Source organism: Micromonospora sp. NPDC048842 (genome assembly GCF_040649935.1).
Classification (GTDB): Bacteria; Actinomycetota; Actinomycetes; order Mycobacteriales; family Micromonosporaceae; genus Micromonospora; species Micromonospora hortensis.
The window spans coordinates 56,912-79,595 of record NZ_JBEZGK010000006.1 but is presented as its reverse complement, the minus strand read 5'-3'; the positions used below and the strand labels follow the sequence as shown (position 1 = coordinate 79,595).

Genomic DNA, 22,684 nt, shown 5'->3' with positions numbered 1-22,684 from the left:
GGTCCTCCGGAATCGGGTCGACGGCCAGGCTACGCCGAGCCGGTGGCGGCTCGGTCCACGGTGGCCGTCGGATCGCCGCGCAGCACCTGGTCCACGTCGAAGCGGATCGGCCGCTCAAGCTGGTCGTAGCGGCAGGATCGGGGGTCGCGGTCCGGCCGCCACCGAACGAACTGCGCGGTGTGCCGGAACCGTTCGCCCTCCATGGCGTCGTAGCCCACCTCGACCACCAACTCGGGGCGCACCGGCTCCCACTCCAGGTTCTTGGTGCCGGTCCACCGGCTGACCCCACCCGGGATGCGCTGGCCGCGCTCGTGGTCGCCGTGCACCCACGGGTGCTCGCCGCCAATGTCCCGATAGGGCGCCAGCTCGTCGAGCAGCTCGGCGCGGCGGGCCATGCTGAACGACGCGCTCACGCCCACGTGGTGCAGGACCGCGGCGTCGTCGTACAGGCCGAGCAGCAGTGAGCCCACCACCGGGCCGGACTTGTGCCAGCGGAAGCCGGCCACCACCGCGTCCGCGGTGCGGGCATGCTTGACCTTGAACATCAGTCGCTTGCCCGGCTCGTACGGCAGGTCGGCCGGCTTGACGATCAAACCGTCCAGGCCGGCGCCCTCGAAGACGTCGAACCAGCGGCGCGCGGTGTCCGGGTCGGTGGTGACCTGGGTGACGTGCACCGGCGGGCGCACCCCGGCCAGCGCCTCGACCAGCCGCTCCCGGCGGCGCGGGTAGGGCTGGTCGAGCAGTGCCTCGTCACCGATCGCCAGCAGGTCGAACGCGACGAAGTCGGCCGGGGTGGTCTCGGCCAGCATCTTCACCCGGGACGCGGCCGGGTGGACGCGCTGGGCCAGCAGCTCGAAATCCAGCCGGGGCTGGCCGCTCGGCCCGTCGCGCCGAATCACGATCAACTCCCCGTCGACAGCGCAGCGCTCCGGCAACTGCCGGCGGGCCTGCTCGACCACCTCGGGGAAGTAGCGGGTCATCGACTTGCCGCCCCGGCTGGACAACTCGACCTCGTCGCCGTCGCGGAACACGATGCACCGGAACCCGTCCCACTTGGGCTCGTAGGTCACCCCGGGCGTGGTGGGCAGCTTGGGAACGCTCTTGGCCAGCATCGGCTCGACCGGCGGGTTGATCGGCAGGTCCACGCCGACCAGTCAATCAGACGGTGCCGACAGTCGTGAGGCAGATCACCGTGGATGGCGGGGCGGCGTGTCCCCCTACGCGTCGCTCGTCCCCACCGGGCGAATCGAATAACCCCAGGTCAGAGCTACTTTCGCGAGGTGTCCGAGTGGGTCTGTGACTGCTGCGGGCGGTGGCGGGTGAGCGTCGAGCTGATCCGGGGCCGCTACCGGTTCCGGCTGACCCGCCGCTACCCGGAGCGGTTCGGCGGCGGCCGGAACGTGCTCGGCGAGGTCGGCTCGGTGCCCGAGCTGGAGGAGCTGTTGCGTCGGCGTACCCCGCTCACCCTGGCCGACCTGCGCGAGGCCGCCTGATCCGCGCGGCCGCGGGGTGCGGCCGGGAACTGCCCGGCGCCGGGCCCGAGTACCTCCACTGAGGAGGGACGGACGGCGTTGAACGTCGCTGTCACAATGCTCCCGGCGGCCTCGTCTGCACCCGTGGCGGTGCCGAGCGGCGCCGCCGGGGAGGGGAACACCATGCGGTTCGAGGCCGATACCGAGATCGCCGCGGATGCCGAGCAGGTCTGGGCGGTGCTTGTCGACGTACCCCGCTGGCCCGAGTGGACGGACTCGGTGACCCGGGCCGAGCGGGGGGAGCCGGGGCCGCTGGACGTCGGCGCGACAGCACGACTGACCCAGCCGAAGCTGCGGCCGGCCCTCTGGCGGGTCACCGAGCTGACCGAGGGGCGGGAGTTCGTCTGGGCCTCCGAGGCGCCGGGCGTGCGGACCACGGGGGAGCACCGGCTGCTGCCGCTGCCCGACGGGCGTACCCGCGTCGAGTTGGTCATCAACCAGTCCGGCCCGCTGGCCGGCCTGATCGGCTGGCTCTACGGCGGGCTGTTCCGCCGCTACGTGCGGATGGAGGCCGACGGGCTCAGGCGTCGCTGCGAGCGGAGCTGACGGCCGGCTTCTCCAGCACGGCCAACGAGATGCCGTTCGGGTCCGGGCGGTGCGCCACGATCCGGTAGCCGTGCCGCTGGTATAACCGCAGGTTGCGTGCGCTGTCCGCGCCGGTGAACAGGGTGAAGCGGGCCGCCCGGCCGGCGCAGGCCCGCTCGACGGCGGTGAGCAGTTGCGCCCCGACACCCCGCCCCTGCTGGTCCGGGGCGACCGAGAGGCGGCCGACGTGCGCGGTGTCCCCGTCCAGGTGGGCCCGCACCGAGCCGACCAGCCGGTGCCCCAACCGGGCGACGAGCACGATGCTCGGGCCGGTCAGCACCGTCACTACCTCGTCCAACGTCTCGGTCAGCGGAGGCAGGAACGGATCGGCGTAGTGCTGCGCCTCGCTCAGGTACGCGGCGCGCTGCACGGTGAGGATCTCGCCGGCGTCCACGACACCGGCCGGAACGATGCTCGCCTCGGCGTTCATCGGGGCAGCACACCACAGCCGCCGGTGCCATCGACGGGCGGCCCGACCGCGCCGGCCGTACCCTGACCCGTGTCCGGTCGAGGTCGAGGTCGAGGGGGCAACGGTGGCCGAGCTGACGTACCCGGAGGTGGGGTCGACCCGGCACGGGCCGCTGCCCGGCGGGTACCACCACCTGCGCCACCGGTATCCGTTGCCCGGCGGCTGCTTCGAGACCGCCGCCGACGCGGTGCTGAGCTGGCGGCTGCACCGCGCCGCCGGCGTCCGGATCCGCACCGATTCGCCGCGGGCCATCACCGGTGCGCTGGTGACCTCCGGCCTAGGCGTCGGCCCGGCCCGCGTCTGGGGGCCGTGCCAGGTGGTCTGGAGCGCGGACTCGCCCACGCTCGCCGGTTTCGGCTACGGCACCCTGCACGGCCATCCGGAGCGGGGCGAGGAGGCGTTCGAGGTCGTCCGCGACGACGCCGGCGCGGTCTGGTTCGAGGTCCGCGCGTTCAGCCTTCCGGACCGCTGGTTCACCCGCGCCGGAGGCCCTGCGGTTCGGGCGGTGCAGCACACGTACGCCTGGTGGCTCGGCCGTACCCTGCGCCGGCTCTGCGTGGGTCGCTGAACACCCTGGCGCCGGAGCGACTCAGAATCGGGCGAACGAGCGGATCGGGGCGCGCGGGCCGTACTTCGGTGCCCGGATGCCGGCCGCCTCCAGCAGCAGACACACCCGGCCCCGGTGACCCCGGAACGGCTCCAGCAGGGCCATCATCCGGGCGTCGTCGCCCCTCGGTTCGCTGGCGAGCGCCCAGGCCACGGTGTTCGGGATGTGGTAGTCGCCGACGCTGACAGCGTCCGGGTCGCCGTACGCGATCCGCACCACCTCCGCGGCCGTCCACGGGCCGATGCCGGGGATCGCGGTCAGCCGGCGGGTGGCGTCGGCGGAGTCGGTGCTGCGCTCCAGCCGGTCGGCGAGCGCCGCGGCGCGACGGAGCGTGTCAGCTCTGCGCTGCTCCACCCCGAACGGGTGGAACACCCAGTACGGGGCCGCGGCCACTGTGGCTGACTCGGGCGGCAGGAGCAGCGGCTGCAACGGGCCGGGAGCCGGCTCCCGGAAGTGCCGCACCATCGCCGAGTACGCCCGGTAGGCCTCCTTGCCGGTGACCTTCTGCTCGAAGACCGCGCGCAGAAGTCGGGGGAAGACCTCCCCGGTGGCGGGCATCCGGAGGCCCCGGTGCTCCCGGGCCAGCCGTGCGACCAGCGGGTGCGCCGCTGCCAGTTCGGTGAAGCCGGTCAGGTCGTCACGCAGCCCGGCGATCGCGTCGGCGCGGGCGAGGACGTGCTCCGCGCCGGGCCCGTACCCCTCGGCGAGCAACTCGCCGCCGGCCGGTCGCAGCGCGAGCGTGGCCGGACCATCCGGGGTGCGGGTGGCCCACCAGAAGGTGCCGGCAGCCACCCGGGCGCACGGGTCGTACGGGCTGAAGGTGAGCGCGCGGACCGAGGCGGTCAGCCGATAGCCGACCGGTGGGCGCAGCACCCTGGTCGCGGCGGGTTCGGTAGCGGTCACCCCGCCACTCTGCCAGGTCAGGGTGGGTGCTGGCGACCGCCGTACCGGTCTGGCCGGAGAACCCACCCCGGACACGGCGGTGGCCGGTCGCGCCCTCCCCGGCGACGACCGACCACCGTGCCCTCGTTGGCGACCAGGCTCAGTACGAGTAGCCCGAGCCGCCGGCGTCGTTCGAGCCGCTGTCCGCCGGCGGTGCGACAGCCTTGGGCGTGCCCTTGGGCAGGCAGCTCAGGTTCTTCTTGCCGTCCGGCTGGACCACGAACCAGGTGCCACCGACAGCCTGGCCCTTCCACTGGCCGGGCTTCTTGTCACCGATGTAGCGGTAGACCGGCCAGCCGGCGATGGTGAGCTGACGGGTGCCGTCCTGCCGGGTCACGCTGCCGACCTTGTCGTCGGAGACGCCGGTGAGCTCCGGGTTGCCGTCGGTCAGTGCCGGGGGCCACACCTCGGCGCACTTGTCGACGCAGTTCGACGACGGCGGGTCGGCGGTGTCCTTGTCGAAGCGGTACAGGATCCAGCCGTCCTGGTCGGTGACCACCTTGCCCATCCGGGCGACACTCTTACCGACCAACTTCTCCGTCAGGTCGACGTCCGCGGGCGGGGCGTCGGCGGCGGGCGCCTCCGGGGAAGCCGAGGCCTCAGGTTCAACCGTCGCGGTGGGCTCGGCCGCGGCGACGGCGACCGGCTCGGCCGCGCTCGAGTTCGCCCCGTCGTAACCCGCGGGAGCGCAGGCCGTTAGTGCGACCATCGCGCTCGCGACGATGACGGTCCGCTTCATCTGTGCCACGTGCCCTCCTCATTCTTGACAGTTCACCCATAGGTACGGCGGGAGGGCTGTCAAGGTTGAAGTAGTAACAGTGGTCAATTTCACGTAAACCGATTGAACCGTTTCGGGCCACCATGCGTACGCCCCCGCGAGGGGACCCTCCGCCTCAACGACGGATCGGCGCCGGCCATTGTGACAATGACCGGCGCCGATGCGGTAAGCGCGCTTACATGGGTACGGTGACCAGCGGACTCGCCACGCCGTTGGCATCCACCGACTGCACCTGGAGCTGCTTGATGTCCTTCGGCAGAGCCGACGTAGAGGCGCTCAGTTCGAGACCCTGCGGCCGGGTGTTGGTGCCATAGCCGCCCTCCGGCACCGACCAGGTCGAGATGACCTCGGTGGTGGCGTTCTTGCGCACCACCACCAGTCGGCAGATACGTGGGCCGGGCAGCTTCCGCAGGCTGAAATTGATCCGGGTGCCGTAGTCCTTGGTCACCAGGAACATGGTGGTCTGCACACCGGTGGTCGGGTCGGTCGCCTCGACCTGGTCGCCCTCCACCTCGGTGCCGCCCACACCCGGGCCGCTCGGCGCGGCCGTCGGCACGCTCGTCGGCGGGGCGGGCGCGCTCGGCGTCGACTCGGCGAGCACCCCCGGCGGTTGGTCGTTGCCGGTCACGCTGACGAAGCCGTACCCGGTCAGACCGCCGAAGACCACCACAGCGGCGGCCGTCGCGAGCATGTGACGAAACCGGGTACGCCGCCGGTCGGCCCGGACCGCGCCGAGCGTCCGGTCCAGCAGGGCCGGGTCGGTCGCCGTCTGCTCCAGCGCCATCATCGTCTCGCCGTCGATGTCGGACAGCAGCCCGACCACCGGCACCATCGTCTCCAACTCGGCCGCGCACGCCCAGCAGGTGGCGAGATGCTCCTCGAACCGCTCAGTGTCCTGCTCGTCGAGCACACCGAGCGCGTACGCCGCGACGTCCATGTGGTCCGGCCGGCTCATTCTGTCACCCCCCGCTCCTGCAGAGCCGTGCGCAGCGCGCGCAGCGCGTAGTAGACCCTCGACTTGGCGGTGCCGAGCGGCAGGCCCAACTCCTCGGCGGCCTCCGGCACCGTCCGCCCCCGGAAGTACGTCGAGATCAGGATCTCCCGGTGCGACTGACTGAGCGTACGCAGCGCGTCCGCCACCGTCATGGTCCGCAGCACCCGGTCGGTGCTGTCCGCCTCGGCGAACGCGGTGAGGTCCCGGTCGTACGTCTCCGGCGGCCGGGCCTCCTGGCTGCGGTGCTCGTCGATGGCGATGCGGCGGGCCACGGTGACCAACCACGGCCGCAGCGAACCCTGCCCCTGGGTGCCCAGGCGGTGCGCGTTGCGCCAGGCCCGCAGCAGCGTCTCCTGGACGATGTCCTCCGCGCGCTGCCGGTCCCCACCGGTGAGGCGCATGACGAACATCAGCAACGGGCCGGCGTGCTCGGCATAGAGCTGACGGATCAACTGGTCGGAGTGGCTGGCCTCGGTTGTCGTCGCCTGATGGCGCCCGGGCGCCGGTCGCGGCGTCACCGGACCATTCTGGCGAGGCGTCGCCCGCGAGTCGACCCCCCGGGCAGACGAGGTTGACCGTGACGAGGGTCGCGCCGACAACCAGTCAGCGCGTACCGCGTCGCCATGCCAACCGGCCGCCACCGCGTGCATGCAGACCTCCGGGATGTCCGTGACCAACGCCGGCCCACGAGGTGGGCCGCCCGGTGGTACGCAGCGCCGGCCCCAGCGGATCAACAAACGACCAAAAAACTTCCCCGCCGCTGCCGAGTGGACGGTCAGCGGCGCACCGAGAACAGCCCCGGCGGTGGCGGATCGGAGCCGGTCGCGTCGGCGTCCCGCACCACCTGCGCGCCACCGACGAAGCGGTCCAGGTCGTCGCCGGCCACCACCCGGCCGGGGAACCAGTCGCCGGCAGCGCGTCTGGTCAGCGCCGGCACCGGCGGTGTGGACCGCCCGGCGACCAGCACCAGATTGCCGTACCGGCGCCCACGCAGCACCGCCGCGTCCCCGACCAGACATGCCTGCGGCAGCACCGAACGGACGGTGGCGACCTGCCCACGGGCGTGCCGCAGCGGCGGGCCGTCGGCCAGGTTCGCCAGGTACCAACCAGCGGGGCGGAGCACCCTTGCCACCTCGGCCGCGTACTCCACCGACGTGAGGTGGGCCGGCGTACGCGCACCGGCGAACACGTCGGCCACCACCACGTCGTAGCTGGCCTCCCGGGTGGACGCCAGCACCGCCCGGGCGTCCTCCACCCGGACCCGCAACCGGGCGTCGGACGGCCACGGCAACGCCCGACGGACCAGCTCCACCAGCGCACCGTCCACCTCGGACACCCGCTGGGTAGATCCGGGTCGGGTGGCGGAGACGTACCGGGGCAGGGTCAGCGCGCCGCCACCCAGATGCAGCACGCGTAGCGGCGCACCGGCCGGCGCGATCAGATCCACGGCGGCGGCCAACCGTCGCACGTACTCGAACTCGAGGTGGGTGGGGTCGGTCAGGTCGACGTGCGACTGCGGCGCGCCGTCCAGCAGCAGCGTCCACGAGCCGGCCCGGTCCGGATCAGGCACCAGCTCCGCCAGCCCGGTGTCCACCTGCTCGACCACCCGGTCACCAGCCCGTTTACGCCCCACCGGAACCAGTATCCGCGCTCATCGGGCGGCGCGGGCCGCGGCGGTCAACGCACGGTGCAGCAGCCGGGAATCGCCGAGCAGGGCCCGCAGCCGGCGCTCCAGGCCGGCGATCGGGATCAGGTTCTGCGGGGCCCGCGGATCCTTGTACGGGGTGGAAGCGAAACGCGGCAGGGTAACCAGCGACAGGTCGGCCAGCTCGATCGCCGCCTCGACGGGCAGGTCGGCAGAGCACTCCACCCGAACGACGCCCGCCCACGGCGCGCCGATCGCCACCGGCAGCCGCAAATACCACGACCAACCACCCCAGGCGGTGCCGAGCCGGAACACCGGGGAGCGCTCACCCGACGCCATACCCGTCACCACAGCGGTCAGCCGGGCATCCAGGTACTGACTGTGCTGCGTCTTGATGTAGCCCAGGGTGCGCGGCAACTGCCGACGACTGCGCAGCGGGCCGTCCACCACCAACAGGTCACCGTCGACCCGGGCGGCGTCGGACACCGCCACCTCCAACGCGGTCAGCGGGCCCTGAACGGCGGCCGGCAGTTTCGCCAGCTCACCGGTGCCACCCACCCGGTGCACCGGGTAACGGATCGCACCCGCCACCACATCCTGCGCCGACGGGCTCGCCGTGAACAGGCCCCGAGCAACCCGTGTGCCCGCCAACTGCGCCGCACCCCGCCCCAGGTCACACCGGACCACGCCGGCCGCGTACGAGGCGGCCAACCCGGGGAACGACAGGCCGTCGGTCTCCGCCGTCCAGATGCTCGCGTCGATGCGGCGAACCCCGTCGACCAGCAACACCACGTCGGGCGCCCGCACCCCCGGGCGTACCCCGATGGCCCGCCAGTCCACGGCGGGCAACTCCACATCCGCGTCGACCTGGGCGCTGCTCGGCGCGGCCGGCCCGGCGGCGGACGCCTCGAACGACGCCCCGTACGCCGGATCCCACGAATCCACGAAGAACGCGGCGTCACTCACCGGCCGGACCGTCCCATCCGCGCTGCACTCCTCGCGCTCACCGGCCCGTCCGCTCCACGCGCGCGGACCGAGCATCCTTGCGCACCTCGAAGCGGACCGGGATCCGCTCGGCCAACGCCGGCACGTGGGTGACCACGCCGACCATCCGATCGCCCCGGGCCGCCAGGTTTTCCAGTGTCGCGGCCACCGTGTCCAGGGTGGCGGCGTCGAGCGTGCCGAAACCCTCGTCCAGGACGATCGACTCCAGGCTCGCCGCCGTGGTGGACATCCCCGCCAACTGCTCGGAGAGCGCCAACGCCAGTGCCAGCGACGCCTGGAACGTCTCACCCCCGGAGAGGGTGCGCACGCCGCGACGCAGCCCCGCGTCGTGGTGGTCGACCACCACGAACTCGCCCTTGTCGTGCACCAGCTCGTACTGCCCGGAAGACAACTCGCGCAGGATCCCCGACGCGCCGTCGACCAGCAGGTCCAGCGCCTCGGCCAGCAACCACCGCTCGAAGTTGTTGGCCCGCAGGTGCCCGGCGAGCGCGCGCGCCACCTGCGCCTCCCGCTCGTGCCCCGCCCGCTGCTCGCGCAACGTCCCGGCCTGCTCGCGACGCTCGTGCAGCCGCCGCCGGTCGGCGTCGGCCCGCTCCACCGCCACCGTCGCCGCGTGCACCGGGTCGTCCCCGACCGGCACCTCGGCGGCGGCGAAGATGCCCGCGATGGCCAGCTGAACCCCGTCGGCCACCGACTCGGCCTCCGCCACGGCGGCGGCCCGACCGGCCCGCTCGGCGCGGCGGCGCTCCGCCTCGGTGGTAGCCCACTCGGTCAGCGCCCCCCACGCGGCAGCCACGTCGTCCCGGTCGGTCGCCGGTGGGCCGAACCGGGCCAACCCGTCACGGGCGGCGTCAAAGGCCCGCCACGCCGACCGCAGCCGCTCCTCGGCGGCGTCCACAGCGGCCCGGGCCTGTCGAGCGGTCTCGCGGCCGGCCCGGACCGCTGTCGCCGCCTCCTCCAGCGCGCCCCGCAACCGGGCGTGCTCGGCCAACTCCCGGCTCAACACGGCCGGCTCGGCCGCACCCGAGAGCTGCCCGTCCAACTCGGCCAGCCGGGCCTCCAAATGCTCCTGCCGGGCTCGCGCCTGCACCAGCAGCCGCTCCAGCTCCCGCGCCGCCGTGTCCCGCTGCTGCACCGTCGCCTGCGCGGCCTTTGTCGCGGCCCGCGCGGCCTTGCCCGCCGCCGTCGCGGCGGCCACCGCCGAATCGGCGGGCACCGCCGGCACCTCGGCCACCGGCTGCTCGCACACCGGGCACGCCGCACCGACATGCAGGTGCACCCGCAGACTCACCGCCAGGTCGGTGGCCTTCGCCTCCTCGTGCGCCCGGAAGGCCGCCTCCAGCTCGGTGTCGGCCCGCTCGGCGACCACCCGTGCGGCGGCCAACGCCGCCACCGCGGCGGCATGCTCGTCATTCGCCGCGCGCACCGTCGCCCGGACCGTGTCGGCCTCGCCGGACAACCGATCCCGATCGTCGTACGCCCGCAGTTGCAGCCGCAGCGCGCTCTCGTCACCGGCGGCGGCCAGCTCACCGCGCAGCTTGTCCTCCCGCTCCTCGGCCAGCGACACCCCGGCCGCAGCCGCCTCGGCGTCGGCCCGCGCCGCCGCGACCGCGCGAGCGACAGCGGTCACCCCAGCCGGCGCGCGTACCCCGGTCAGCACTGTCAGCTCGTCGTCCAGCGCGGTCAGCGCCGCCGCGGCCCCCCGTGCGGTGACCCGGGCCGCAGCCAGCTCCGGCACCGCCTCGGCCACTGCGGCCGCCAGCTCGGCCATCCGCTCCACCCGGGCGTCGGCCTCGGCCAACGCCTCGTCGTCCACGCCGGTCAACCCGGCGAGCACCTGATCGACCGCCTCCAGCCGGGCCTCCGCCTGCGCGGCGCGCGCCGTCGCCTTCTTCTGCACGTCCTCGTAGACGCCGAGGCCGAGCAGGTTGACCAGGATCTGTTGCCGCGTCGCCGGCTTGGCGTGCAGGAAGTCGGCGAACTGCCCCTGTGGCAGCACCACACAGCTGGTGAACTGCTCGTACGGCAGCCCGACCGCCTCCAGCACCGCCTGCTCCATCTCGGCGGGGGTGCCGGCCACCACCTCGCCGAGATCGTCCGGGCTCAACCCGGTGTCCAGTTTGGTCACGTCGAAGCCGGCCGGCATCAGCTGCAACCCGGCGTTCGCGGTCTTCACGTTGCCCCGGCCGTCCCGGCGGACCACCCGGGTCGCCACGTACCGGGCGCCGCCGGACTCGAAGACCAACCGCACCCGCGCCTCGGTCGCCGACGGCGCGAGCGCGTTCGCCAACCCTCGGGCGCCACCCCAGCGGGGCACCATGCCGTAGAGGGCGAAGCAGATCGCGTCCAGCACTGTCGACTTGCCCGAACCGGTCGGGCCGATCAGCGCGAAGAAGTCGGCGTCGGTGAAGTCGACTGTGGTCTCGTCCCGGAAGACCGTGAACCCGGCCATGTCCAACCGCATCGGACGCATCAGTGCTCGACCTCCTCGAAAAGCTCGTCGAAGAGCTCCCGGACACCCTCGTCGGCGTGGCCCCGGCTGTCCAGGTAGTCGGCGAACAACTCCCGGGGTGAACGCCCCGACCGCTGGGCGATGCGCGCGCCGCTGCCCGGCGCTGCCAACAGCTCCGGGTCGATCCGGATCTCCAGGGCCCGGGGGAGCAGCTCCTGGATCTCCTCGCGCAGGCCGGCGCGGGGTTGCTCCCGCACATACACCCGCAGCCACGCGTCCGGTGCCTCGATCTCGGCGAGCTGGGCCAGGGTGCCCCGCACCGTGCGCAGCGCACTCGCCGCCGTCACCGGCACCTCCCGCACCCGGGCGGCGGTGCTGGCCGTCACCTCGACCATCGTCACCGAGGGGATGTTCTCCTGCTCACCGAAGTCCACAGCGAGCGGGCTGCCGCTGTACCGCACCGGGCAGGGGCCGGCGACCCGCTGCGCCCGGTGCAGGTGACCCAGCGCCACGTAGTGCGCGGTGGCCGGGAAGACGGTGGCGGGAACGGCGTAGCCCAACACGGTGTGCGCGTCGCGCTCGCCACCGCCGGTGGCCGCGCCGGTCACCGTCAGATGCGCGGTGACCAGGTGCACCCGGTCCGGTTCGGTGAAACCCTCGGTCAGTCGCCCCAGCACCCGGCCCAGGTGGTCGGCGTACGTCTGGTTGGTCTCCGCGGCGGTCAGCTCGTACATCTCCAACGCGCGCACCGCGTACCGCTGGGACAGGAACGGCAACGCGGCCAGCCGCCATCGCTCGCCACCGGCGGTGGTGCCGTCGATGACGTGCTCGTCCGGATTTTCCCGCACTCCGCCGCGCAGCGTGATGCCGGCGGCATCGGCCCATGGGCGCAGCGCGTCCAGCGCCGGGCCGTTGTCGTGGTTGCCGCCGATCGCCACCACGTCCGCGCCGGTCCGCCGCAACGCCGTCAACGCCCTGGTGACCAGACGGGTCGCCTCCGAGCTGGGCGCGGCGGTGTCGTAGAGGTCACCGGCGACGATCACCAGATCCGGCTGTTCGGCACGGGCGATCTCGATCACCCCGGCCAGCACGGCCTTGTGCTCGTCGGCCCGGGACTGCCCCTTGAGCACCTTTCCCACGTGCCAGTCGGAAGTGTGCAGGATCTTCATGGCTGTGCTGGCCTTCCGTTCGCGACTGCGGGGCTCGCAAGCTCACTCCTCGCGCTCACCTGTGCCGGCCCTACCTAGAACGGGATGTCGTCGTCGGTGCCGCCGCCGGAGCCCACCACGGCGAACGGGTCGGCGGACTGGGTGATCGAGCGCAGCGTCTCCGATGGTGCCCGGCCCGCCTCGGAGACCCGGGTGGCCCAGGCCGGGAATGGGAATTCCAGGCAGAGCGGCACCGGGATGTCCGGCTGGTTGACGAACATGGTGCCCGGCTTGGCCAGCAACGCCCGCTGGCGCTGCGCGGGCGGCAGGAAGCCGTACTCCGGGCGGGACGCCTCGGCCGGGTCGAGCCGGCCGACCACCCGGATCGCCGAGTTGGTGACGATCCGCCGCTCCACCTCGCTCGCCGTCTGCTGCGCGCCGATCAGGATCACCCCGAGCGAGCGGCCCCGCTCGGCGATGTCGAGCAGGACCTCCTTGATCGGCGAGGAGCCCTCCCGGGGGGCGTACTTGTTGAGCTCGTCGAGGACGACGAAGAGCAGCGGCTTGGCGGTGCCGGACTTCTCCTTGCGCTCGAACTCGCTCTTGAGCGTCACACCGACCACGAACCGCTGCGCGCGGTCCGGAAGGTTGTGCAGGTCGACAACGGTGACCTGGGCCGACTCGCTCGTGTTGATCGAGTGGGGGCGGCGGGTGGCAAGGTCGCCGCGGATCAGCCGGGCCAGGTCCTTCTTGCTGCCGATCAACCGCCGGGCGAACGCGTTGACGGTGCCCAGCCCCACCGCGCTGCCCGCCCAGTCGGAGCGGGTCTCGTCGTCGTTGAGCTGATCGACGATGTGGTCGACCAGATCGCCGTAGGAGCCGAGCCGAACCCCGTCGATGCTCACCCCACCGTCGGCCGGCTGGGCGTAGCGGGCCAGGTGCGCGGCCACCGAGTGGACCACCATCGTGTACTGCTGGCGCTCGTCGTCGGCGTCGGCGAAGACGTACGGCAGCAGGCGGTCGGTGCAGAACTCGCTCAGCGTCCAGTAGAACGAATCCACCCCGGTGAGCCGGCTGCTCACATCCGGCGTGCCGGCCGAGTCGCCGACCCGGGGTGGGGCGTACACCCGCACGTCGGGGAAGGCGCCGGCGCTCAAACCGAGCTTCGCGTACGCCGCCCGGGTGGGCTCGTCGAGGCGGGTGTTGGGGTGGTCCAGGAAGAGCAGATCCTCACCCTTGACGTTGAAGATCAGCGCCTTGGCGTTGACCGCGTCGCCGCCCAGCACGCCGGAGCGGAACACCGAGTAGAGCAGGAAGGTGGCGAAGCTGGTCTTGGTGGCCACCCCGGAGATGCCGGAGATGGAGACGTGCGCACCCCGACTGCCGTCGAGAAAGTCGGCGTTGAGGTAGACGGGGACCCCGTCGCGACCCATCCCCATCGGGATGCGCCGCTCCATCCGGTCGAAGTGCAGCGCGCGGGCCCGGGCGTCCCCCTCGGCCCGGTGCACCACCGCGCCCGGGGTCGGCGGCACGTACAGCTCGGGATCGACCCGGGTGGTGGTGACCTCGGCCGCCTCCTGCACCTGCGCGGGCAGCGTGCCGTCGGCGATGGCGAACACGTCGGACTCGAACTGGGCGCCCTCGTGCCGAGCGCGGACCTGGGTGACCACCCCGGCGATCGTCACCGGCTCCCGGTCCGGCAGCTCCCGTCGCGTGACCACCACGTCGTCGAGCTGGAGGTAACTGCCGGGCGCCACGGCCGTCCAGAACTGCAACGGGGTGGCGTCGGCGGTGCCCAGCACCCGCCCGACCACCGCGCCCGGGCTGTCGAGCTCGGCGTCGGTCATCGGGCGGCTCGGGTCGGTCGGGCATCACGGTCGGCGCGCATGCCCTGCATCCTGCCCGAGGAGTACGACAGGTCGCCATGCGACGCGGCGGACGACACCATGCGCCGTCACACTCATGACGCTGAGTGCTCGGCCGAGCGCACGAGGTGGGCGGGAGTCGTGTAGGCGTGCACCGCGCGAGGACCGGACTCAACCCCCTGGGCGCCGATCGCGTTACCTAGGCATGGAGCACGGATGAATGACGACTTCGGCGCGGTGAAGAGCCAGGCCTCCCGTGGTCTGCACCGCCTGCGGGCCCGACTGGAGGCATCCGGTGTTACCCCACTCGACCTCGACCTCGCGGAGGAGAACCATGCGTGACAACGAGGTGGCCGCCCTGCTCGACCACGCCGTCGCGACAGTGGAGCTGCCACCCGGTCTCGCCCGACGGGTCGTCACGAGAAGCCGGGCGCGTCGCCGTCGGCGTCTGCTGCTGTCCGCCGGCACGGCGGCTGTGGTGGTGGCCGCCGGGGCGCTTGTGCTCCCGCAGTTGGGGCCGGCCGGTGGCGAGGACAAGGGCACCGGGCCGATCGCCGCTGTCGAGGTTCCGGCCGGGATCGTCGGACCCGACGGTCGACCGGTGACGCAGGCGCAGGTCGTGGCGGTCGGCAGGGTCGGTACGGAGACGCTCGTGCTGGTCCGGCGCGAACCACGCGCCGAGGAGCGGGCCGCCGGGGGACAGGCGGTCGAGGTTCTGACCGCCCCGGACGTGGGCGAACCGCGCCGGTTGCTCGACCATCTCTCGTACGACCTGGCCTGCGTCGACGGTGACGCGGTCTGCGCGGCTGTCCGATCAGCCGGCAGTGGGCTGGGCGTTGCCGTGGCCCGTCGCTCCGGCGGTCGGCTCTACGTCCTGGTCCAGGCGCCTCGGGGGCGTACCGTCGAGGTCGTCGCCAACGGCGTGCCGCATCCGCTCGGCGCGGCGCCGCGGGGCGCGGTGGTCGAGGTGGTCGCCGCCGAGCCGTACGAAGAGGTGCAGGTCTGGGCGAGCACCGAGGACGGCCGGCGATACCAGATCCCATGGGCTCCCGGAGCGGTGCTCATCGACTGATATTTATGGACGGGCGTGGCGGAGCAGGAGGACACCGTCCTCGGCGGCGAGCACGTGGCGTAGTGGCAGGTGCCGGGGCGGCGCGGCGTCGCCAGCGGTGATCCGACCCGGTCCGGGCCCGGCCAGCAGCGGCGAGACGGTGAGGCACAGCTCGTCCACCAGGTCGGCGGCGGTGAGCGCGCCGAACAGGTGCGGGCCACCCTCGCAGAGCAGTTGGGTGAGCCCGCGGCGGTGCAGCTCGGCCAGACCGGCGGCCAGGTCGACCCGCTCGGCGCCGCAGCGCAGCACGTCGGCGACGTCGGTCAGCCCGGGCGGCGGATTGGCGTCGGCATGGGTGAGCACCACAGGGCGGGTCGGCGCGTCGGCGAAGGCGGCCTGCGCCGGATCCAGGTCGAGCGAACCGGAGACGACCACAAGCGTCGGGTACTCGGCCAGCCCGTTGTCGCGACGCCAGTCACGGCGGCGCTCGTTGAGCCGGACCGCCCGGTACTCCTCGTGGCGGAGTGTGCCGGCGGCCACCACCAGGGCGTCGCAGGTCATCCGCAGCAGGCCGAACACCCGCTTGTCGGGCTCGCCGGAGAGGCCGGCGGAGTAGCCGTCCACGGTGACCGCGCCGTCCAGGCTGGCCACGAAGTTCACCCGTAGTCGGGGCTCGTCGGCGCGGCCGTAGTGGGCGGTCAGCGCAGCGTCGTCGAGCGGCTGCGTCGACGGCTCCGGCCAGAGCCGTCGGATCGGAATTCCGACGGTCATTCGCCGGCCGGACCGGTGACCGGAGGGGTGGGTTCGGCGGTACGGTGCTGACAGTCGCACCAGTTCCGGCCCGGGCAGTCGTCGTGTCGCCGGGCCCGGCACGCTCGGCAGATCATGCTCGCAGCCTAAGCCGCGGGAGGACAGGACAGCATGTCGCGTCAGATCTTCCAGCTGAAGATGTCCCTCGCCGGGAGCCGCCCGCCGGTGTGGCGCCGGGTGCTCGTGCCGGCCGGCTACACGCTGGACCGGCTACACCGGGTGGTGCAGCACACGATGGGTTGGCGGGACTGCCACCTGCACTCGTTCGAGATCGACGCGATGCAGTACGGCGAGCCGGATCCGGACGGGGAGTTGGCGTTGCACGACGAGCTGGACGTGCGGCTCGACGCGGTGCTCGGTAAGGGCAGCCGGTTCTCCTACACGTACGACTTCGGCGACTGGTGGGAGCACGACCTGGTCGTGGAGGACGCGTTGACCGCCGACCCCGACGAGCGGTACCCGGTCTGCCTGGCCGGCGAGCGGGCCTGCCCGCCGGAGGGTGTCGGCGGGCCGTTGGGCTACCAGTCGCTCCTGGAAGCCCTGGACGACCAGGACGCCACGGCCGACCCCGTCAGTTCCCGCCACGCGATGCTGCGCGACTGGGTGGGTCCGACCTTCGACCCGTCCCGGTTCGACCCCACCCGCGCAACCACCCTCCTCCGCCACTTCTGCTGACCGCCCCCGCCCGGCCCCTCCGGGGCCCGGTGTTGTTGATCAAGAAGTTTGCGTCAGCAACGCCACCTTTCCTGACCGAAACCTCTTGATCACCGAGGTGGGGCGGGGGGTGTGGTTGGGGTGGGTGCGGTGGGAGTGGTGAGCGGTAACGATCTGGGAACGCTCCCAACGTCCTATTGACACTCCCGTTACCCGCCGGCAATCTCATGGGAGCGCTCCCGGAGGTGGTGTGTGTCACTCACGGACCCCGGCCCGGCGCGATGAGCAACCCCCACCACACACATCAGCCTCACCACCGGAAAGAGGGGTCAGCGAATGAGTGTCACCACGCGGCGTACCCGCCTGGCGGCCGCTGCCCTGGCCGCGATCACCGCGGTCAGCGGTCTCGCAGCCTGCGGCAACGACGACGACAAGCCGGCGGCCGGCGAGAAGCCCGCCAAGCTGGTCGTCGACACCTTCGGCGAGATGGGCTACGACGAGCTCGTCAAGCAGTACGAGAAGGACACCGGCATCAAGGTCGAGCTGCGCAAGACCGCACAGCTCGGTGAGTACCGGCCGAAGCTGGTCCGCTACCTGGCCACCGGCAAGGGCGCGGCGGACGTCACCGCACTGGAAGAGGGCATCCTCAACGAGTTCAAGCCCAACGCGCGTAACTGGGCCGACCTCACCCCGCTGGTCGCCGACCACTCCAAGGAATACCTGCCCTGGAAGTGGGAGCTGGGCAAGGCACCGGACGGTCGGCTGATCGGCCTGCCGACCGACGTCGGCAGCCTCGCCGTCTGCTACCGCAAGGACCTGTTCCAGGCGGCCGGCCTGCCCACCGAGCGCGACCAGGTGTCGGCGCTCTGGCCGGACTGGAAGGGCTTCCACGACGCCGGTCTGAAGTACAAGCAGGGCACCGGCGGCAAGGCGTTCATCGACTCGATCACCGCCGTCTCCAACGGTGTGCTCTTCCAGGGCAACGGTGACCTGTTCTATGACAAGGAAGACAACATCATCGCGGACACCAGCCCCGCGGTGAAGAACGCCTGGGACACCGCCACCTCGATGGCGGACATCTCCGCCAAGGCGTCCACCTGGTCGCCGGAGTGGTCTGGTGGCTTCAAGCAGGGCACCTTCGCGGCCACCTTCTGCCCGTCCTGGATGCTCGGCATCGTGTCGGACAACTCCGGTCCGGCCAACAAGGGCAAGTGGGATGTCGCGTCCGTGCCGGGCGGCGGCGGTAACTGGGGCGGCTCGTGGCTCGCGGTTCCGGCGCAGAGCAAGTACCCGAAGGAGGCGGCGAAGCTCGCCGAGTACCTGACCAACGCGAAGAGCCAGGTCGAGGCATTCAAGCTCAAGGGCCCGCTGCCGACGAACCTGGAGGCGCTGAAGAACGACGCGTTCATCAGCTACACCAACGAGTACTTCAGCAACGCGCCGACCGGCAAGATCTTCGGGGAGAGCGTCGCCAAGATCCAGCCGACCCACCTGGGTCCGAAGCACCAGGCGGTCAAGGAGAACGCACTCGAGCCGGCCCTGCGGGCGTTCGAGAACGGGCAGGCCGACAAGGCGAAGGCCTGGGAGCAGTTCACGAAGGACGCCAAGACTCAGGGTGCCTTCTGAGTGATTCCCTGCCGGTGGCGTTCGGGGTTTCCCGGACGCCACCGGCCGGTCCCCTCCGCGTAGCGCCCTGCGCGAGGGCCCCCGGGCCTCGCCGGAAAAGGAAATTCGCATGAGCCTGTCGGCCACGACGGCACGGCCGTCGCCAGCAGCACCGCCTTCTCCCGACGTCGATCGCCGACGTCGACGGGGAAGGTTACTCAACCGCCTCGATGTCAAGTACTCGCCGTACCTCTACATCGCCCCGTTCTTCCTGATCTTCGGCATATTCGGGCTGTACCCGATGCTGCGTACCGCCTGGATGTCGCTGCACGACTGGGACATGATCGGCGAGCACACGTTCATCGGTTTCGACAACTACACCCGGCTGTTCTCCGACGAGTACTTCTGGAACGCGCTGGTCAACACGTTCGGCATCTTCGCCCTGTCGACCATCCCGCAGTTGTTGCTCGCACTCTTCCTGGCGAACCTGCTCAACCGGACCCTCCTGCGCGCCAAGACCTTCTTCCGGATGGCCATCTTCATGCCGAACGTGGTGTCGGTGGCCGCGGTCGCGATCGTCTTCGGGATGTTGTTCCAGCGGGAGTTCGGCCTGTTCAACTGGCTGCTCAGCTTCGTCGGTGTCGACCCGGTCGACTGGGACGGGCACCGGTGGAGTTCCTGGACGGCCATCTCCTCCATGGTCAACTGGCGGTGGACCGGGTACAACACCCTGATCCTGCTCGCCGGCATGCAGGCGATCCCGAAGGACCTCTACGAGGCCGCGGAGATCGACGGCGCCAGTCCGTGGCGACAGTTCTGGCAGATCACCCTGCCCATGCTCAAGCCGACCTTCATTTTCGTGGTGATCCTGTCCACGATCGGCGGCATGCAGCTCTTCACCGAGCCCCTGCTCTTCGGCAACGGCAACATCATCGGCGGCAACCAGCGGGAGTTCCAGACGCTGGCCATGTACATGTACGAGATGGGAATCGTGAACCTGAACACCGCCGGCTATGGAGCCGCGGTCGCCTGGGCGATCTTCATGATCATCATCGTGGTGTCGCTGTTCAACTTCCTACTCGTCCGCCGCTCGGCGAAGTGAGGAGAGATCGATGATCTCGGCTTCCCAGCGCCTGTGGCGCACCAGCCCACTGACCTACCTGGCGCTCGTCCTGGCGGCGCTGCTGTCGATCTACCCGTTCTACTACATGCTGGTGATCGGCAGTCGCAGCCTGGACAACATCAACGACGTGCCGCCGCCGCTCACACCCGGTGGCGCGTTCGGTGACAACTTCGGGCGGGTGCTCGACAACGACGCCGCCAACTTCCTCACCGGCATGATGAACTCGATCATCGTCTCCTCGGTGGTCACCCTGTCGGTGGTGCTCACCGGTTCACTGGCCGGGTTCGCCTTCGCCAAGCTGAAGTTCCGCGGCAGTAACGCCCTCCTGCTGGCGATCATCGTCACCATGATGATCCCGACCCAGATGGGGCTCATCCCGCTCTGGGGCATGATGCAGGACCTGGGGTGGTACGACACCCTCTACGCCGTCACCGTGCCGTTCCTGGTCACCGCCTTCGGCGTGTTCATGATGCGGCAGTACGCCAGCCAGGCGATCTCCGACGAGCTGATCGAGGCCGGCCGCGTCGACGGTGCGAGCACGTTCCGGATCTACTGGAGCATCGTGCTGCCCGCGCTGCGTCCCGCCGCCGGTGTCCTCGGTCTGCTGACCTTCATGGAGACCTGGAACTCGTTCCTCTGGCCGTACGCCATCCTCACTCCGGAGAACCCGACCCTCCAGGTCTCGCTCTCCTTCCTCTCGTACGCCTACTACACCGACTACTCCCAGGTGTTCGCCGCCACGGCGATCGGCACCATCCCCCTGGTAATCGTCTTTCTCGTGTTCGGCCGCCAGATCATCGGCGGGATCATGGAAGGTGCCGTCAAGTCGTGAGCAACCCCGCCAGCCCACCCGCCGTCGACGTCCTCGACGAGCGCCCCGGGCTGACCTTTCCACCCGGATTCCTCTGGGGGGCCGCGACGGCGGCGTACCAGATCGAGGGAGCGGCGGCTGTGGACGGCCGTGCCCCGTCGATCTGGGACACCTTCAGCCACACCGAGGGTCGGGTCGTCGCCGGGCACACCGGGGACGTCGCGTGCGACCACTACCACCGTCTCGGCGACGACGTCGCGCTGATGGCCGAGCTGGGCCTGAAGTCGTACCGTTTCTCGGTCTCCTGGTCCCGCGTGCAGCCTGCCGGCACCGGCGCGGCCAACCCGGGTGGCCTGGACTTCTACCGGCGGCTGGTGGACGAGCTGCTGGCCAATGGCATCGAGCCGTGGCTCACCCTCTACCACTGGGACCTGCCGCAGCCGCTGGAAGACGCCGGCGGCTGGCCGGCGCGGGACACCGCGGCCCGTTTCGCCGACTACACGACGCTGGTGGCCGACGCGCTCGGTGACCGGGTGCGCTACTGGACCACGCTGAACGAGCCGTGGTGCTCAGCGTTCCTCGGCTACGGCTCCGGTGTGCACGCCCCCGGCCGCACCAACGGAGCGGACGCGGTGCGTGCCGGACACCACCTGATGCTCGGCCACGGCCTGGCCGTGCAGGCACTGCGGGCCGCCCGGCCGGCGGCCGAGGTGGGCGTGACGGTCAACCTCTACCCGGTCGACCCGGCCAGTGACAGTCCCGCCGACTCCGACGCCGCCAGGCGGATCGACGGCTTGGCCAACCGGTTCTTCCTGGATCCGCTGCTGCGCGGGTCGTACCCGGAGGACCTGGTGGCCGACCTCAGCACGGTGACCGACTTCGAGCACGTGCGCGATGGCGACCTGGCGACCATCTCCACGCCGCTGGATCTGGTCGGGGTCAACTACTACAGCCGGCACGTGGTCGCCGCGCCGGTCGAGGGCGTGGAGGCCGACCCGGCCCCCTCGTGCTGGCCGGGCAGCGAGGATGTCCGGTTCGTCACCCGTGGCGTTCCGGTCACCGACATGGGCTGGGAGATCGACGCCCCGGGCCTGACCGAGACGCTGCGCCGGGTGAGCGGCTACACCGACCTGCCCCTGTACGTCACCGAAAACGGCTCCGCGTTCGTCGACTCGGTGGTCGACGGGCAGGTCGACGACGTCGACCGGCTGGGCTACTTCGACGCCCACCTGCGCGCCGCCCACGAGGCGATCGACGCCGGCGTGCCTCTGCGGGGATACTTTGCCTGGTCGCTGATGGATAATTTCGAATGGGCCTGGGGTTACACCAAGCGGTTCGGCATGATCCACGTCGACTACGACAGCCAGGTCCGCACCCCCAAGTCCAGCGCCAAGTGGTACGCCTCGGTGATCCGGCGCAACGGTCTGGCCGCACAATAGGCTCGGGCCAGCCATCAGGACGGCCCCGGCGTCCGCCTCTCGCAGGTGGCGCCGGGTCCGCCCGCCGTCGGAGGAGCAGACGATGACAACGCAGCGCACCCGGTCGCTCGGGCGCCCGACCCTCGACGCGGTCGCGGCGCGTGCCGGCGTCGGTCGGGGCACGGTCTCCCGCGTGGTCAACGGCTCGCCCCAGGTCAGCCCGGAGGCCCGGGCCGCTGTCCAACAGGCCATCGCGGAGCTGGGGTACGTGCCGAACCGGGCCGCCCGAGCGCTCGTCACCCAGCGGACCGACTCCGTCGCGCTGGTGGTGTCCGAATCCGGCGAGCGGGTCTTCACCGAGCCGTTCTTCGCCGCGATCGTGCGGGGGATCAGCTCCGGGCTGTTGGAGACGCCGATGCAGCTCTGGCTGGCCATGGCCCAGTCGCCGGTGGAACGGGAGCGGGTCGAGCACCACCTCACCAACCAGCACGTCGACGGCGTACTCCTGCTGTCGTTGCACGACTCCGACCCGTTGCCGACGCTGCTGGAGGAGCGCGGCCTGCCGGCAGTGCTCGGCGGTCGGCCCGCCCGGATGCTGCAACCGGGCGCCCAACCGGCCTGGTTTGTCGACGTGGACAACGTTGGCGGGGCCCGGCAGGCGGTGGAGTACCTGGCGCGGCAGGGGCGGCGACGCATCGCCACCATCGCCGGTACGCAGGACATGGGCGTCGGCCTGGCCCGGTTGACCGGCTACACCGAGGCGGTCAAGGCCACCGGGGCCGGCGTCAACCCCGACCTGATCGCGTACGGCGACTTCAGCGAGGGCAGCGGGGCGGCCGCCATGCGTCGCCTGCTGGACACCTGCCCGGACCTGGACGCGGTCTTCGTCGCCTCCGACCTCATGGCGTTCGGTGCGCTGCGTACCCTGCGCGAGGCCGGCCGGCGCGTGCCGCAGGACGTCGCGGTGATCGGCTTCGACGACGCGACGATCGCCCTGCGGGCGGAGCCGCCGTTGACCACTGTCTTCCAGCCGGTGGAGGAGATGGGCCGGCAGATGGCCCGCCTGCTGGTGGCCCGGATCCGTGGCGAGGAGCTACCCGCCTCCCACATCCTCCTGGACACCCAACTGGTCCACCGAGCCTCCGCCTAACCCCAGTACCCCCCGCCCCCGCCCCCGGGCACCCCCGGAC

Annotated in this window: 23 protein-coding genes; 11 read left to right on the top strand and 12 right to left on the bottom strand. The window is 71.5% G+C overall.

The window, feature by feature from the left end; genetic code table 11:
• Positions 1–29: 29 nt before the first annotated feature.
• Positions 30–1,145 carry an ATP-dependent DNA ligase gene (locus tag AB0C19_RS10685; protein ID WP_357182613.1) on the bottom strand — a complete coding sequence of 372 codons (1,116 nt, stop codon included), beginning with the start codon at positions 1,143–1,145 and terminating at the stop codon, positions 30–32.
• A 135-nt stretch (positions 1,146–1,280) separates the two neighbouring features.
• Here AB0C19_RS10685 and AB0C19_RS10680 point away from each other — a divergent pair, with 135 nt between their 5' ends.
• Together AB0C19_RS10680 and AB0C19_RS10675 are read left to right on the top strand one after the other, a co-directional pair.
• Positions 1,281–1,493, top strand: a complete 213-nt coding sequence (locus tag AB0C19_RS10680; RefSeq protein WP_124858806.1) for a hypothetical protein — start codon at positions 1,281–1,283, stop codon at positions 1,491–1,493.
• A 123-nt stretch (positions 1,494–1,616) separates the two neighbouring features.
• Positions 1,617–2,078: an SRPBCC family protein gene (locus tag AB0C19_RS10675; RefSeq protein WP_357182609.1), complete on the top strand. Its 462-nt coding sequence runs from the start codon at positions 1,617–1,619 to the stop codon at positions 2,076–2,078.
• Here AB0C19_RS10675 and AB0C19_RS10670 read toward each other — a convergent pair.
• Positions 2,053–2,547, bottom strand: coding sequence for a GNAT family N-acetyltransferase (locus AB0C19_RS10670; protein ID WP_357182606.1), 495 nt, complete (start codon positions 2,545–2,547; stop codon positions 2,053–2,055). The two genes, AB0C19_RS10675 and AB0C19_RS10670, sit on opposite strands and share 26 nt — an antisense overlap.
• A gap of 103 nt (positions 2,548–2,650) precedes the next feature.
• On the opposite strand from AB0C19_RS10670, the gene AB0C19_RS10665 reads away from it, so the two are divergent.
• On the top strand, positions 2,651–3,154 hold the full coding sequence (locus AB0C19_RS10665) for a DUF1990 domain-containing protein (protein WP_357182604.1): 504 nt from the start codon (positions 2,651–2,653) through the stop codon (positions 3,152–3,154).
• A 21-nt stretch (positions 3,155–3,175) separates the two neighbouring features.
• Here the strand turns inward: AB0C19_RS10665 and AB0C19_RS10660 are convergent, their stop codons facing one another.
• The 9 genes from AB0C19_RS10660 to AB0C19_RS10620 form a co-directional block, all read right to left on the bottom strand.
• On the bottom strand, positions 3,176–4,096 hold the full coding sequence (locus AB0C19_RS10660) for a DNA-3-methyladenine glycosylase 2 family protein (protein ID WP_357182602.1): 921 nt from the start codon (positions 4,094–4,096) through the stop codon (positions 3,176–3,178).
• A 139-nt stretch (positions 4,097–4,235) separates the two neighbouring features.
• The gene (locus AB0C19_RS10655; protein ID WP_238678867.1) at positions 4,236–4,883 is read right to left on the bottom strand and encodes a hypothetical protein; all 648 of its coding nucleotides are present in this window, start codon (positions 4,881–4,883) and stop codon (positions 4,236–4,238) included.
• A 205-nt stretch (positions 4,884–5,088) separates the two neighbouring features.
• The gene (locus AB0C19_RS10650) at positions 5,089–5,868 is read right to left on the bottom strand and encodes a zf-HC2 domain-containing protein (protein WP_357182598.1); all 780 of its coding nucleotides are present in this window, start codon (positions 5,866–5,868) and stop codon (positions 5,089–5,091) included.
• Complete coding sequence (locus AB0C19_RS10645) at positions 5,865–6,557, bottom strand: sigma-70 family RNA polymerase sigma factor (RefSeq protein ID WP_238683305.1); 693 nt, start codon at positions 6,555–6,557, stop codon at positions 5,865–5,867. The genes AB0C19_RS10650 and AB0C19_RS10645 overlap by 4 nt, the downstream gene beginning before the upstream one ends.
• Before the next feature lie 125 nt (positions 6,558–6,682).
• The gene (locus tag AB0C19_RS10640) at positions 6,683–7,540 is read right to left on the bottom strand and encodes a fused MFS/spermidine synthase (protein WP_357182594.1); all 858 of its coding nucleotides are present in this window, start codon (positions 7,538–7,540) and stop codon (positions 6,683–6,685) included.
• Between the two features lie 18 nt (positions 7,541–7,558).
• Entirely contained in the window at positions 7,559–8,593 is a 1,035-nt protein-coding gene (locus AB0C19_RS10635; protein WP_357182591.1) for a hypothetical protein, read from the bottom strand.
• Positions 8,556–11,030 (bottom strand): SMC family ATPase, encoded by a 2,475-nt coding sequence (locus tag AB0C19_RS10630; protein ID WP_357182588.1) that lies wholly within the window; start codon positions 11,028–11,030, stop codon positions 8,556–8,558. The genes AB0C19_RS10635 and AB0C19_RS10630 overlap by 38 nt, the downstream gene beginning before the upstream one ends.
• Positions 11,030–12,178 (bottom strand): exonuclease SbcCD subunit D, encoded by a 1,149-nt coding sequence (locus AB0C19_RS10625; RefSeq protein ID WP_112675573.1) that lies wholly within the window; start codon positions 12,176–12,178, stop codon positions 11,030–11,032. The genes AB0C19_RS10630 and AB0C19_RS10625 overlap by 1 nt, the downstream gene beginning before the upstream one ends.
• A 74-nt stretch (positions 12,179–12,252) precedes the next feature.
• The gene (locus AB0C19_RS10620) at positions 12,253–14,004 is read right to left on the bottom strand and encodes an ATP-binding protein (protein WP_357182584.1); all 1,752 of its coding nucleotides are present in this window, start codon (positions 14,002–14,004) and stop codon (positions 12,253–12,255) included.
• Between the two features lie 234 nt (positions 14,005–14,238).
• On the opposite strand from AB0C19_RS10620, the gene AB0C19_RS10615 reads away from it, so the two are divergent.
• Together AB0C19_RS10615 and AB0C19_RS10610 are read left to right on the top strand one after the other, a co-directional pair.
• Positions 14,239–14,364 (top strand): hypothetical protein, encoded by a 126-nt coding sequence (locus AB0C19_RS10615; protein WP_357182581.1) that lies wholly within the window; start codon positions 14,239–14,241, stop codon positions 14,362–14,364.
• On the top strand, positions 14,357–15,094 hold the full coding sequence (locus AB0C19_RS10610) for a hypothetical protein (RefSeq protein ID WP_357182579.1): 738 nt from the start codon (positions 14,357–14,359) through the stop codon (positions 15,092–15,094). Before AB0C19_RS10615 ends, AB0C19_RS10610 begins: the two co-directional genes overlap by 8 nt.
• Before the next feature lie 3 nt (positions 15,095–15,097).
• On the opposite strand, the gene AB0C19_RS10605 is transcribed toward AB0C19_RS10610, so the two are convergent.
• On the bottom strand, positions 15,098–15,844 hold the full coding sequence (locus AB0C19_RS10605; protein ID WP_357182576.1) for a pyrimidine reductase family protein: 747 nt from the start codon (positions 15,842–15,844) through the stop codon (positions 15,098–15,100).
• Positions 15,845–15,994: 150 nt separating this feature from the next.
• Here AB0C19_RS10605 and AB0C19_RS10600 point away from each other — a divergent pair, with 150 nt between their 5' ends.
• The 6 genes from AB0C19_RS10600 to AB0C19_RS10575 all read left to right on the top strand — a co-directional run bounded on the left by AB0C19_RS10600 (position 15,995) and on the right by AB0C19_RS10575 (position 22,644).
• Positions 15,995–16,558, top strand: a complete 564-nt coding sequence (locus AB0C19_RS10600; protein ID WP_357182573.1) for a plasmid pRiA4b ORF-3 family protein — start codon at positions 15,995–15,997, stop codon at positions 16,556–16,558.
• 315 nt (positions 16,559–16,873) lie between these two features.
• Positions 16,874–18,163, top strand: coding sequence for an extracellular solute-binding protein (locus AB0C19_RS10595; protein WP_238683298.1), 1,290 nt, complete (start codon positions 16,874–16,876; stop codon positions 18,161–18,163).
• 109 nt (positions 18,164–18,272) lie between these two features.
• Positions 18,273–19,244 (top strand): sugar ABC transporter permease, encoded by a 972-nt coding sequence (locus AB0C19_RS10590; RefSeq protein WP_357182569.1) that lies wholly within the window; start codon positions 18,273–18,275, stop codon positions 19,242–19,244.
• 10 nt (positions 19,245–19,254) lie between these two features.
• Positions 19,255–20,097, top strand: coding sequence for a carbohydrate ABC transporter permease (locus AB0C19_RS10585; RefSeq protein ID WP_091400707.1), 843 nt, complete (start codon positions 19,255–19,257; stop codon positions 20,095–20,097).
• Entirely contained in the window at positions 20,094–21,515 is a 1,422-nt protein-coding gene (locus tag AB0C19_RS10580) for a GH1 family beta-glucosidase (RefSeq protein ID WP_357182564.1), read from the top strand. Before AB0C19_RS10585 ends, AB0C19_RS10580 begins: the two co-directional genes overlap by 4 nt.
• An 82-nt stretch (positions 21,516–21,597) precedes the next feature.
• Entirely contained in the window at positions 21,598–22,644 is a 1,047-nt protein-coding gene (locus AB0C19_RS10575) for a LacI family DNA-binding transcriptional regulator (protein WP_357182561.1), read from the top strand.
• Positions 22,645–22,684 lie beyond the last annotated feature (40 nt).